This is a genomic window from Streptomyces sp. URMC 124, from assembly GCF_051386455.1.
Classification (GTDB): domain Bacteria; phylum Actinomycetota; class Actinomycetes; order Streptomycetales; family Streptomycetaceae; genus Streptomyces.
The window spans coordinates 20,542-31,305 of record NZ_JBPQTS010000081.1 but is presented as its reverse complement, the minus strand read 5'-3'; the positions used below and the strand labels follow the sequence as shown (position 1 = coordinate 31,305).

11 protein-coding genes are annotated in these 10,764 nt (G+C 73.4%); 4 read left to right on the top strand and 7 right to left on the bottom strand.

Annotated elements, in window-relative coordinates; all coding sequences use genetic code 11:
• Window positions 1–68: 68 nt before the first annotated feature.
• The 4 genes from rsrA to ACSNOG_RS18520 form a co-directional block, all read right to left on the bottom strand.
• Entirely contained in the window at window positions 69–464 is a 396-nt protein-coding gene (gene rsrA / locus ACSNOG_RS18535) for a mycothiol system anti-sigma-R factor (protein WP_436753754.1), read from the bottom strand.
• Window positions 461–1,204 (bottom strand): sigma-70 family RNA polymerase sigma factor, encoded by a 744-nt coding sequence (locus tag ACSNOG_RS18530; protein ID WP_436753758.1) that lies wholly within the window; start codon window positions 1,202–1,204, stop codon window positions 461–463. The genes rsrA and ACSNOG_RS18530 overlap by 4 nt, the downstream gene beginning before the upstream one ends.
• 323 nt (window positions 1,205–1,527) lie before the next feature.
• Window positions 1,528–2,187 (bottom strand): alpha/beta hydrolase family protein, encoded by a 660-nt coding sequence (locus ACSNOG_RS18525; RefSeq protein ID WP_436753757.1) that lies wholly within the window; start codon window positions 2,185–2,187, stop codon window positions 1,528–1,530.
• Between the two features lie 23 nt (window positions 2,188–2,210).
• On the bottom strand, window positions 2,211–3,041 hold the full coding sequence (locus ACSNOG_RS18520; RefSeq protein ID WP_436753753.1) for an SOS response-associated peptidase: 831 nt from the start codon (window positions 3,039–3,041) through the stop codon (window positions 2,211–2,213).
• A 42-nt stretch (window positions 3,042–3,083) separates the two neighbouring features.
• Between ACSNOG_RS18520 and ACSNOG_RS18515 the strand changes: the two genes are divergently transcribed.
• The 4 genes from ACSNOG_RS18515 to ACSNOG_RS18500 all read left to right on the top strand — a co-directional run bounded on the left by ACSNOG_RS18515 (window position 3,084) and on the right by ACSNOG_RS18500 (window position 6,646).
• Window positions 3,084–3,797 (top strand): M50 family metallopeptidase, encoded by a 714-nt coding sequence (locus ACSNOG_RS18515; RefSeq protein ID WP_436753752.1) that lies wholly within the window; start codon window positions 3,084–3,086, stop codon window positions 3,795–3,797.
• A 38-nt stretch (window positions 3,798–3,835) separates the two neighbouring features.
• Window positions 3,836–5,206 (top strand): 3-phosphoshikimate 1-carboxyvinyltransferase, encoded by a 1,371-nt coding sequence (gene aroA, locus ACSNOG_RS18510; protein WP_436753751.1) that lies wholly within the window; start codon window positions 3,836–3,838, stop codon window positions 5,204–5,206.
• Window positions 5,207–5,226: 20 nt separating this feature from the next.
• Window positions 5,227–6,234: a ribosome small subunit-dependent GTPase A gene (rsgA, locus tag ACSNOG_RS18505; protein WP_436753750.1), complete on the top strand. Its 1,008-nt coding sequence runs from the start codon at window positions 5,227–5,229 to the stop codon at window positions 6,232–6,234.
• Window positions 6,235–6,322: 88 nt separating this feature from the next.
• On the top strand, window positions 6,323–6,646 hold the full coding sequence (locus ACSNOG_RS18500; RefSeq protein WP_030366234.1) for a DMT family transporter: 324 nt from the start codon (window positions 6,323–6,325) through the stop codon (window positions 6,644–6,646).
• Window positions 6,647–6,668: 22 nt separating this feature from the next.
• On the opposite strand, the gene ACSNOG_RS18495 is transcribed toward ACSNOG_RS18500, so the two are convergent.
• The 3 genes from ACSNOG_RS18495 to ACSNOG_RS18485 are packed head-to-tail and all read right to left on the bottom strand — an operon-like array spanning window position 6,669 to window position 10,733.
• A complete protein-coding gene (locus ACSNOG_RS18495) occupies window positions 6,669–8,795 on the bottom strand; it encodes an ABC transporter ATP-binding protein (RefSeq protein WP_436753749.1) in 2,127 nt (708 codons plus the stop codon).
• A complete protein-coding gene (locus ACSNOG_RS18490; protein WP_436753748.1) occupies window positions 8,776–9,735 on the bottom strand; it encodes an ABC transporter permease in 960 nt (319 codons plus the stop codon). The genes ACSNOG_RS18495 and ACSNOG_RS18490 overlap by 20 nt, the downstream gene beginning before the upstream one ends.
• Window positions 9,736–9,749: 14 nt before the next feature.
• Window positions 9,750–10,733 carry an ABC transporter permease gene (locus ACSNOG_RS18485; RefSeq protein WP_436753756.1) on the bottom strand — a complete coding sequence of 328 codons (984 nt, stop codon included), beginning with the start codon at window positions 10,731–10,733 and terminating at the stop codon, window positions 9,750–9,752.
• Window positions 10,734–10,764: the final 31 nt, after the last annotated feature.

Here is a 10,764-nt window from a genome sequence, read left to right as displayed (position 1 = left end):
CCGCCGCGTGGCATGCCGGGCCCGGGCCACATCAGGCCCTGGAACGCCTGGGGGGCCGCCCGGCGGAGTTACTCCTGGGCCGTCGCGCCCAGCGGGCCCGCGCCGGCGGAGCCGCCCGACGCGCTGCGGACGCCCCGGTCGCCCCGGGCGCGGGCGGCGGCCTCCGCCGCCCTGGCCTCGGCCACGACGTCCTGCTCGGGCACCGACTCCCCGGCGCGGATGAGCTCGATCCGGCCCATCACCTTCGAGCGCAGGTCGGCGGGCACGTCGTCATGGCCGCAGCACCGCTTGACCAGCTTCTTCACCGCCTGTTCCAGGCCGTATTTCTCCAGGCACGGGGAGCACTCGTCGATGTGCACCTCGAACTTGGCGCAGTCCCCGTCGGGCATCTCGTGGTCGAGGAACTCGTAGAGGTGGTCGAGGACCTCGGAGCAGTCCGTCTCGTGCGGGTCTCCGCAGCTCATGAGTCCGAGCCTTTCCGGTTGTGCGACTCGTCGGAGCCGTTCGGCGCGGGGGCCGCCCCGGCCGGGACGAGACCCCGCTCACGGGCGTAGTCCTCCAGCATTCCGCGCAGCTGGCGGCGGCCCCGGTGGAGCCGGGACATGACCGTGCCGATGGGCGTACCCATGATGTCCGCGATCTCCTTGTAGGCAAAGCCCTCGACGTCCGCGAGGTAGACCGCTATCCGGAATTCCTCGGGGATGGCCTGGAGGGCCTCCTTGACATCGGAGTCCGGGAGGTGGTCCAGCGCCTGGGACTCGGCGGAGCGCAGGCCGGTCGACATGTGCGACTCGGCGCGGGCCAGCTGCCAGTCCTCGATCTCCTCCGACGCGCTGCGCAGCGGCTCGCGCTGCTTCTTGCGGTAGGAGTTGATGAAGGTGTTGGTCAGGATGCGGTACAGCCACGCCTTGAGGTTCGTGCCGTCGCGGAACTGGTGGAAGGACGCGTACGCCTTGGCGTAGGTCTCCTGCACCAGGTCCTCCGCGTCGGCCGGGTTGCGCGTCATGCGCAGGGCGGCCGAGTACATCTGGTCGAGGAAGGTGAGGGCGTCGCGCTCGAACCGGGCGTTGCGCTCGGCGGCGGTCTCCGCCCCGGCGGCGTCGCCCGCGGCAGCGGCGGTGGCAGCGGCGTTCTCGGTGGCGCTCTTCATGCCCGTGGCCCCGGTGTCTTCGGTCCCCTCGTCGGTCCCAGTGACCGGACCCACCTCCTCCAACACGACGGCAGGACCGGATGCGGACCCGCTCGAATCGGAGAATAGACGACGATCCCGCCCGTCCGCCGCTCCAGCCGGGGCGGGCTGCGCCACATGCAGTGCCGCCCACCCCAGGTCAGCGGTCTGCGGGCGGGACAGGCATGCGATCGAACCCATGCGGCGAGCTCCCATTCCTCGGTCGGGCCAGTAGCCACCGGTCCAGTAGCTGATGACGACTGGCACAACATCGCCGGGGCACGCCGCATTCCCTGAATCCTCCGGAATTCAACGGCACTTCCGGAGTACGGAATTCCGCACCGCTGCCGCGAGCTCCGTCAGCTGCCGGCGATCCCGCCCAGCCACTCCGCGACGGCCCCGGTGAGGCCCGCCAGGGCCTCCTCCTGCCCGACGCCGGCCTTCTTCGGCACGGCGAAGCCGTGGTCCCCGTGCGGCACGGGAACCAGGCGGGTGCCGGACGGGAACTCCTCGGGGCGGCCGAACGGGTCCTTGGCGCCCTGGACCACGAGCGTGGGCAGACCGGTGCCGGTCAGCTCGTCCGCGCGGGACTTCTCCGGCTTGCCCGGCGGGTGGAGCGGGAAGCTCAGCGCGAGCACGGCGACGGCTCCGAGGCCCGCCGCGGTACGGCACGCCACGCGCGCGCCCGCACTGCGGCCGCCGGCCACGACCGGCCGCCCGGGCTCCCGCAGCGCGGGCCACAGGGCCGTCCAGGCGGCGTCCAGCGCCTTCGGCGCCGGGGCGACCTTCTTGCCGGCGACCCGCCAGGGCTGCTCCACCAGGGCGACGGTGACGCCGTGCGCGGGCAGCGCGGCGGCGAGGGCCTGCAGGTCACGGGCCTCGATGCCACCGCCGGCGCCGTGGCCGAGGGCGAGCACGAGGCGCGCCTGCCCGGCGGGGTACCAGTGGATGCGGGCGTCGCCCGCGGGGGTGGGAACGGTCTCGATCACCCGTCCATCTTCGTCCACCGCGCCCGGCATCCCCTTCAAGGAGCTCAGGAGACTCAGAACAGCGTCGCTTCCTCCGGCGCCTCCAGCTCCTTCAGGAGCTCGGGTCCGTTGTTGCGGACGTCGCTGACCGCGGTCGCGACCGGGTACGCCCGCACGGATCCCGCGGCCGGCGGGGCGAGCAGGTCGCGCAGCTCGTCGACGCCCGTGCGGGCCGGGTCCAGCCAGGCGTCCCAGCGGTCCGGCGGCAGCACCAGCGGCATCCGGGGGTGGATCTCGGCCAGGGAGCGCGGCCCGCCCTCCGCGGGGGCGGCCCCCTCCGCGGAGGCGAACGGCGCGGGCTCGGCCTCCGTCGTGATCACCGTGCAGGTGACCCACCAGGCCTGGGGATGGTCGGGCGGCAGGCCGGGGTCGCGCCAGAACTCGTACAGCCCGGCCATCGCCATGACCGAGCCGTCGGCCGGGGTGACGAAGTAGGGCTGTTTCCGGGACCTCTTCTTACGGCCCTTCTCCTCCAGCTCCCGCTCGGCCGCGCCGGTGACCCACTCGTAGTATCCGTCGGCGGGTATCAGACAGCGGCGGCGCTCGAAGGCCTGCCGGTAGGACGGCTTCTCGTGGACGGTCTCGGCCCGCGCGTTGATCATCTTTGCGGCGCCCTCGGGCGACTTCGCCCACGACGGGACCAGGCCCCAGCGCAGCGGGCGCAGCTGGCGAACCGGACGCCGGTCGGCTGCGTCTTTCAGAGGACGTTCGAGCACCACGTGGACGCTCTTCGTCGGGGCCACGTTCCAGTCCGGAGCGAGGGCCTCGGTCGGCTCCCACTTCTCGACGCCGAAGAGCCCCACGAGATCCTCGGGCTCCCGGCTCGCCGCGTATCGACCACACATGTTCGCCAACCCTGCCACGGACCCACGAGGAGCCGCGCACAAATGGACAGCACCGAAGCCACCGCCCTGTGGGACCGCGTGGTGGGAACCCAGCCCGCGCCCTCCGTGTGGCTGGTGGCCGCCACGGGGCTCGTCGCCCTCGCGGCGGTGGCCCCGCGGGGCATATGGCTGGTGACCCGCAACGCCGTCACCATCGCCCACGAAGGGGGCCACGGCCTGGTGGCCCTGCTCGCCGGGCGGCGGCTGGAGGGCATCCGGCTGCACTCGGACACCTCCGGGCTGACCGTCTCGCGCGGCAAGCCGACCGGCCTCGGCATGATCCTCACCGCCGCCGCGGGCTACCCCGCCGCCTCGCTGCTGGGGCTCGGCGGCGCGTGGCTGCTCGCCGCCGGTCACATCACGGCGCTGCTGTGGCTCGCGACGGCGCTGCTCGCCGCGATGCTGCTGATGATCCGCAACGCCTACGGCGTGCTGACGGTGGTGCTCTCGGGCTCGCTGTTCGTGCTGGTCTCCTGGCTGGCGGGACCCGCCGTGCAGGCGCTGTTCGCGTACGGGGTCGTGTGGTTCCTGCTGCTCGGCGGCGTCCGGCCGGCCTTCGAGCTGCAGAGCAAGCGGCGCTACGGAGGAGCTCCGGACTCGGACGCCGACCAGCTCGCCCGGCTCACCCACCTGCCCGCCACGGTGTGGCTGGTTTTCTTCCACGTGATCTCGCTGTGCGCGCTGACCGGCGGAGGGCGCTGGCTGCTGGGCCTGTGACCGGCAGGGGCGCGGACGGAGCTCGGTAAGGTAAAGGCATGACCGAGAACCCCGCGCACACAGACCTCTGGCCCGCCCCCCTCGCCACGGGAGCGGTCGACGCGACCGTCACCGTGCCCGGTTCGAAGTCGGTCACCAACCGCGCCCTGGTGCTGGCCGCGCTCGCCTCCGAGCCCGGCTGGCTGCGCCGCCCCCTGCGCTCGCGCGACACCCTGCTGATGGCCGAGGCGCTGCGCGCCATGGGCGTCGGCATCGAGGAGACCGTCTCCTCCAGCTCCGCTGACGCGGACGGCCCGGCCGGCTCCGGCGAGGCCTGGCGGGTCATCCCCGCCCGGCTGCGCGGCCCCGCCACCGTGGACGTCGGCAACGCCGGCACCGTGATGCGCTTCCTGCCGCCCGTGGCGAGCCTGGCCGACGGCCCGATCCGCTTCGACGGCGACCCGCGCAGCTACGAGCGCCCCCTGCACGGCGTGATCGACGCGCTGCGCGCCCTGGGCGCCCGCATAGACGACAACGAGCGCGGCGCCCTGCCCCTGACCGTGCACGGCGGCGGCGCCCTGGAGGGCGGCACCGTCGAGATCGACGCCTCCTCCTCGTCGCAGTTCGTCAGCGCCCTGCTGCTGTCCGGGCCGCGCTTCAACCAGGGCGTGGAGGTCCGCCACGTCGGCTCCGTGCTGCCCTCGATGCCGCACATCCGGATGACCGTCGACATGCTGCGCCAGGCCGGCGCCCAGGTGGACACGCCCGAGTCCGGCGGCGAGCCGAACGTGTGGCGGGTCTCCCCCAGCGCCCTCCTCGGCCGCGACGTCGTGATCGAGCCGGACCTGTCCAACGCGGCCCCGTTCCTGGCCGCCGCCCTGGTCACCGGCGGCCGGGTCACCGTCCCCGACTGGCCCGAGCACACCACCCAGCCCGGCGACGCCCTGCGGGAGATCTTCACCGCGATGGGCGGCTCCTGCGAGCTGACCGAGACCGGCCTGACCTTCACCGGCACCGGCCGCATCACGGGCATCGACGCCGACCTGCACGAGGTCGGCGAGCTGACCCCGGTGATCGCCGCCGTCGCGGCGCTCGCCGACTCCGAGTCCACCCTGCGCGGCATCGCCCACCTGCGGCTGCACGAGACGGACCGGCTGGCCGCCCTGGCCAAGGAGATCAACGAGCTCGGCGGCGACGTCACCGAGACCGAGGACGGGCTGCACATCCGCCCGCGGCCGCTGCACGGCGGGGTCTTCCACACCTACGAGGACCACCGGCTCGCCACCGCGGCCGCCGTCATCGGCCTCGCGGTCGACGGCGTCCGGGTGGAGAACGTGGCCACCACCGCCAAGACCCTGCCCGACTTCCCGGAGCTGTGGACCGGGATGCTCGGGACCGTCGCGGGGGCGGCGACGGCGCCGAGAGTCTGAGAGATCCAGGAAAGCCAGCAATGCGCCGCTACGGCAAGAACCCCGACGAGGACGATGTCCGCGTCCGCCCCAACCGCAAGGGCAACCGCCCCCGCACCAACATCCGCCCCAAGCACGAGGACGCCGCCGGGGGCTTCGTCCTGACCGTCGACCGCGGCCGCCTGACCTGCCTGGTCGAGGACCGGATCGTGATGGCGATGAAGGCCCGCGAACTGGGCCGCAAGGGCGTCGTGGTCGGTGACCGGGTCGCGGTCGTCGGGGACCTGTCCGGCGCCAAGGACACCCTCGCGCGCATCGTGCGGGTCGAGGAGCGCTCGTCGGTGCTGCGCCGCACGGCGGACGACGACGATCCCTTCGAGCGCGTGGTGGTGGCCAACGCCGACCAGCTCGCGATCGTCACCGCCCTCGCGGACCCCGAGCCGCGGCCCCGGCTCATCGACCGCTGTCTGGTCGCCGCCTTCGACGCGGGCCTGGAGCCGCTGCTCGTCCTGACGAAGTCGGACCTGGCCTCGCCGGACAAGCTCCTGGAGTCCTACGGCTCCCTGGGCGTGCGGTACGTGGTCACCAGCCGCGAGGAGCTCGCGGACGGCGGGGCGGCGGACCGGGTCCGCGAGCGGCTGACGGACCGGGTCACCGCGTTCGTCGGCCACTCCGGCGTCGGCAAGACCACCCTGGTCAACGCCCTCGTCCCGGACCGGCAGCGGGCCACCGGCCACGTCAACGCCGTCACCGGCCGCGGCCGGCACACCACCACGTCCGCGCTGGCCCTGCCGCTGCCGGGAGGCTCGGGCTGGGTCATCGACACCCCCGGCGTCCGGTCGTTCGGCCTCAACCACATCGACCCGTCCCGCGTCATCCACGCCTTCCCCGACCTGGAGCCGGGCACGGAGGGCTGCCCGCGGGCCTGCAGCCACGACGAAGCGGACTGCGCGCTGGACGCGTGGGTGGCCGACGGCCACGCCGATCCGCAGCGCCTCTACTCGCTGCGCCGGCTGCTTTCCACGCGGGAGCGACGCGAAGGCGATTGATCGCCTACGTTTGCGAGTGACCGCCACTGGCAAGGGCATCAAGCACACCGGGACGGACGGCGGTCACCGAGACGCGGGAGGCAAACTGATGGCGTGGCTGCTGGTCGTGGTCGCCGGGCTGCTGGAAACCGGCTTCGCGGTCTGTCTCAAGCTCTCCCACGGTTTCACCCGGCTGTGGCCGACGATCGCGTTCGCGTGCTTCGCGCTCGGCAGCTTCGGCCTGCTGACGCTCTCCCTCAAGAAGCTCGACGTGGGCCCGGCCTACGCCGTGTGGACGGGCATCGGCGCGGCCGGCACGGCGATCTACGGCATGGTCTTCCTCGGCGACCTGGTCTCGACGCTGAAACTGGTGTCGATCGGCCTGGTGATCCTGGGCGTGATGGGGCTGCAGCTGTCGGGCTCGGCGCACTGACTGCGGTTCGTGCCGGCCCGCGTCAGGCCGCCGGCCGGCCCGCGGCGAAGTGGCACGCCGCCTCGTGCCCCGCACCGAACGACCGCGGCGCGGGCCGCACCCCTTCGCACCGCGCCCGGTCCGCATCTCCCAGCCCCGCGTACACCCCGCACCGCCCCCGGAACCGGCACCCCTCGTCCCGTACCTCGGGACTGGGCGGATCGCCGGCCAGCAGGATCCGTTCCCGGGCGCGCTCCCGCGAGGGATCCGGCACCGGTACGGCCGACAGCAGCGCCTGCGTGTACGGGTGCCGCGGCCGGGCGAAGACCTCCTCGACCGGCCCGGACTCCACGGTGCGGCCGAGGTACATGACGCTGACGCGGTCCGCGATGTGCCGCACGACGGCCAGGTCGTGCGAGACGAAGAGGTAGGCGAGGCCCAGTTCGCGCTTGAGGCGCTGCAGCAGGTTGAGCACACCGGCCTGCACGGACACGTCCAGCGCGGAGACCGGTTCGTCGAGGACGAGCAGCTCCGGTTCGACGGCGAGCGCCCGCGCGATGCCGATCCGCTGCCGCTGCCCGCCGGAGAACTCGTGCGGGAAGCGGTCCGCGTGGGCGGCCTCCAGGCCGACGAGTTCCAGCAGCCCGGGGATGCGGCCGGCGACGGCGGCCCGTCCGTGGCCCTGGGCACGCAGCGGCTCGGCGACGATCTCGCCGACCGGCATGCGGGGGTCGAGGCTCGCCATGGGGTCCTGGAAGACGATCTGTACGCAGCCGCGCAGGGCGTGCGCCCGGCGCCTGGTCAGCGCGGCGGCGGAGTGGCCGAGGATCTCGACCTCCCCGGCCTCGGGGGCGGCCAGGCGCAGGATCTCCATCAGGGCGGTGGACTTGCCGGAGCCGGACTCGCCGACGAGGCCGAGGGTCTCGCCGCGCCGGATGTCGAGGTCGACGCCGTCGACGGCGTACACGCTGCCGACGCGGCGGCGGAAGGCGCCACCCTTGTACACCGGGAAGGTCTTGGCCAGCCCCTGGACGCGCAGGACGACGGGCAGTTCGCTGCGGGGCACGCCGCCACCGGGACCTTCGGACACCGCGCCGAGCGGCTCGCCGGGCGCCCCGTCGGGCGCCTCACCGAGCGTCTCGCCGGGCGCCGGGAAGAGCCCGGGGCCGGGAGTCTTCACGCAGGCCGCGAGGTGCTCGCCCATTCCCGCGAGTGCGGGTTCGTCGCCGCAGGCGTCGTCGGCGAGCGGGCAGCGGGGCGCGAAGGGGCAACCGCCGGACAGCGTCCGCAGGTCGGGCGGTGACCCGGGGACGGGGGTCAGCGGGCGCCCGCCGGCATCCGGGCGGGGCACGGCGCCGAGCAGCCCGATGGTGTACGGCATGCGCGGCGCGGCGAACAGCGCGTCGACGGGCGCGCTCTCCACGACGCGGCCCGCGTACATCACGGCGACGCGGTCGGCCATGCCGGCGATCACGCCGAGGTCGTGGCTGACGAGGAGCAGCGCGGCGCCGGTCTCGCGCCGGGCGGTGCGCAGGACGTCGAGGATCTGGGCCTGGACGGTGACGTCGAGGGCGGTGGTGGGTTCGTCGGCGAGGATGACGTCGGGGTCGTTGGCGACGGCCATGGCGATGACCGCGCGCTGGCGCATGCCGCCGGAGAACTCGTGCGGGTAGGCGCGGGCGCGCCGGGCGGGGTCGGGGATGCCGACGAGGTCCAGGAGTTCGACGGCGCGGCGCCGGGCCTTCTCGCGGGTGACGTCCTGGTGGGTGCGGACGGCTTCGGCGATCTGGTCGCCGACGCGGTGGACGGGGGTGAGGGCGGAGAGCGGGTCCTGGAAGACCATGGCGACGCGGCGGCCGCGCAGCCGGGACAGTGCTTTCTCCCCCGCGCCGAGCATCTCGGTGCCGCCGGCCAGGACGGAGCCGCGGACGCGCGCGGTGCGGGGCAGCAGCCCCATGGCGGCGAGGGCGACGGTGGACTTCCCGGAGCCCGATTCGCCGACGAGGCCGAGGACTTCGCCGCGGCTGAGGGTGAGGTCGACGCCGCGGACGGCGGGCACCGGGCCCTCGGGCCCGTCGAAGTCGACGTGCAGGCCGCGTACGGCCAGGGCGGCGGTGTCCGTACGGGCCGCAGGAGCCGGAGGGGCCGCGTCAGCGGGCGGCGCGGTCATGGTGGTGTCCCTTCCGGCGCGGGCGGCGCCTGGTGCGGTGGTGGCCCGAGGTGGGGTCGAGGGCGTCGCGCAGGCCGTCGCCGAGGAAGTTGACCGCGAGGACGAAGAGGACGAGCAGTCCGGCGGCGAAGAAGAACATCCAGGGGTAGGTGAGGGCGGCGTCCGAGCCGTCGGCGATGAGGGTGCCCAGCGAGACGTCGGGGGGCTGCACGCCGAACCCGAAGTAGGACAGGCCGGTCTCGCTCATGACGGCGCCGCCGACGGCGATGGTGGCGTCGACGATGAGGAACGAGGAGACGTTGGGGAGGATGTGGCGCACGATGATGCGCAGCGGGTGCACCCCCATGAGCTGGGCGGCCTTGACGAATTCGCGCTCCTTCAGGGAGCGGGTCATGGACCGTACGACCCGTGCGGTGATCATCCAGCCGAAGACGGCGAGGAGTCCGACGAAGACGATCCAGCCGCTGTCGCGGAGCCGGGGCGAGACGATGGCGATGATCAGGAAGGCGGGGAAGACGAGGAGCAGGTCGATGAAGAAGGTGACGGCCCGGTCGGTCCAGCCGCCGAAGTAGCCCGCGCAGGCGCCGACGACGGAGGCGAGGACGGTCGAGGTCAGGGCCGTGAGCAGGCCGATCAGCAGGGATTTCTGCAGTCCGTGGAGGACTTGGGCGTAGACGTCCTGGCCGATGCGGTTGGTGCCCCACCAGTGGGTGGCGGAGGGGCCTTCGCGCAGCGCGCCGTAGTCGATGTCGGTGTGGCTCCAGGGGGTGAGGTGGGGGCCGGCGAAGGCGAGCAGGAACAGCAGCAGGAGGACGGCCGCTCCGGTGACGGCGTTGCGGCTGCCGGCCAGGCGGCGCAGGGCGGTGCGGCCTCGCCCCCGTGCGGCGGGCGGTGCGGCCGCGGCGGGGCCGGCGGTGGGGACGGTGGCGGTGGTGGTCATGGGGAGTGCCTCGCTCAGCTGGTGCGGACGCGCGGGTCGAGCGCGGCGTGGAGGACGTCGGCCAGGAAGCCGGAGAGCAGCACCATGACGGCGGCGAACACGTTCACCGCGACGACGGAGTTGACGTCGCTCTTGCCGATGGCGTCGATGAACCACGAGCCCATGCCGTGCCAGCCGAAGATCTTCTCGGTGAAGGCGGCGCCGGTGAAGAGGGCGAGGAATCCGTAGGCGAAGAACGTGGACATGGGCACGAGCGCGGTGCGCAGGCCGTGGGTGAGGACGGCCCTGCGGTGGGTGAGGCCCTTAGCGCGCGCGGTGCGCAGGAAGTCCGAGCCGAGCACGTCGAGCATGGTGCCGCGCTGGTAGCGGCTGTAGGCGGCGGCGGTGCCGAGCGCGATGGAGAGCGTGGGCAACAGCAGGTGGACGGCGCGGTCGCCCAGGAGCGTGCCCGCGGAGCCGGTGAGTCCGGGGGTCTTCTCGCCGGTGAAGGAGATGAGTTCGGTGCCCGCGGCCTGATTGGCCTTCATGGCACCGAGCTTGAGCAGGACGGCGAGGAGGAAAGTGGGGGTGGACAGCAGCAGGAACGCGAAGACGGTGACCGCACGGTCGGAGAAGCGGTACTGCCGCAGCGCGCCCCAGGCGCCCGCGAGGATGCCGGCCACGGTGCCGAGCAGGGTGCCCGCGAGCAGCAGCCGCAGGCTGACGCCGATGCGGCGGCCGAACTCCTCGTCCACGCTGCTGCTGTCGATGGTCCGCCCGAAGTCCCCGCGCACGGCGTGCGAGGCCCAGGTGCCGAAGCGTTCCAGCAGGGGGGTGTGGTCGTTGATCCCGAGCGCGGTCAGCTGCGCCTCCACCGACTCGGCGGGGGGCGGTGGTTGGCGGCCTTCGAAGTACCCGCGCGGGGAGAGCGCCAGCGACGACAGCACGTACGACAGGAAGACGGCCACGGCCAGAAGCAGCGCGTAGTAGCCGAGTCGTTTCGTCAGATAGGCGAGCACGGTGGGTGACACTATCCGGCGGAACCTACCG

Excerpts from the sequence above, each read along its gene's own strand:
- ACSNOG_RS18490 (WP_436753748.1), bottom strand. The coding sequence starts at position 9,735 with ATGACCACCACCGCCACCGTCCCCACCGCCGGCCCCGCCGCGGCCGCA.
- aroA (WP_436753751.1), top strand. The coding sequence starts at position 3,836 with ATGACCGAGAACCCCGCGCACACAGACCTCTGGCCCGCCCCCCTCGCC.
- rsrA (WP_436753754.1), bottom strand. The coding sequence starts at position 464 with ATGAGCTGCGGAGACCCGCACGAGACGGACTGCTCCGAGGTCCTCGAC.
- ACSNOG_RS18520 (WP_436753753.1), bottom strand. The coding sequence starts at position 3,041 with ATGTGTGGTCGATACGCGGCGAGCCGGGAGCCCGAGGATCTCGTGGGG.
- ACSNOG_RS18525 (WP_436753757.1), bottom strand. The coding sequence starts at position 2,187 with ATGCCGGGCGCGGTGGACGAAGATGGACGGGTGATCGAGACCGTTCCC.
- ACSNOG_RS18515 (WP_436753752.1), top strand. The coding sequence starts at position 3,084 with ATGGACAGCACCGAAGCCACCGCCCTGTGGGACCGCGTGGTGGGAACC.
- ACSNOG_RS18500 (WP_030366234.1), top strand. The coding sequence starts at position 6,323 with ATGGCGTGGCTGCTGGTCGTGGTCGCCGGGCTGCTGGAAACCGGCTTC.
- rsgA (WP_436753750.1), top strand. The coding sequence starts at position 5,227 with ATGCGCCGCTACGGCAAGAACCCCGACGAGGACGATGTCCGCGTCCGC.
- ACSNOG_RS18495 (WP_436753749.1), bottom strand. The coding sequence starts at position 8,795 with ATGACCGCGCCGCCCGCTGACGCGGCCCCTCCGGCTCCTGCGGCCCGT.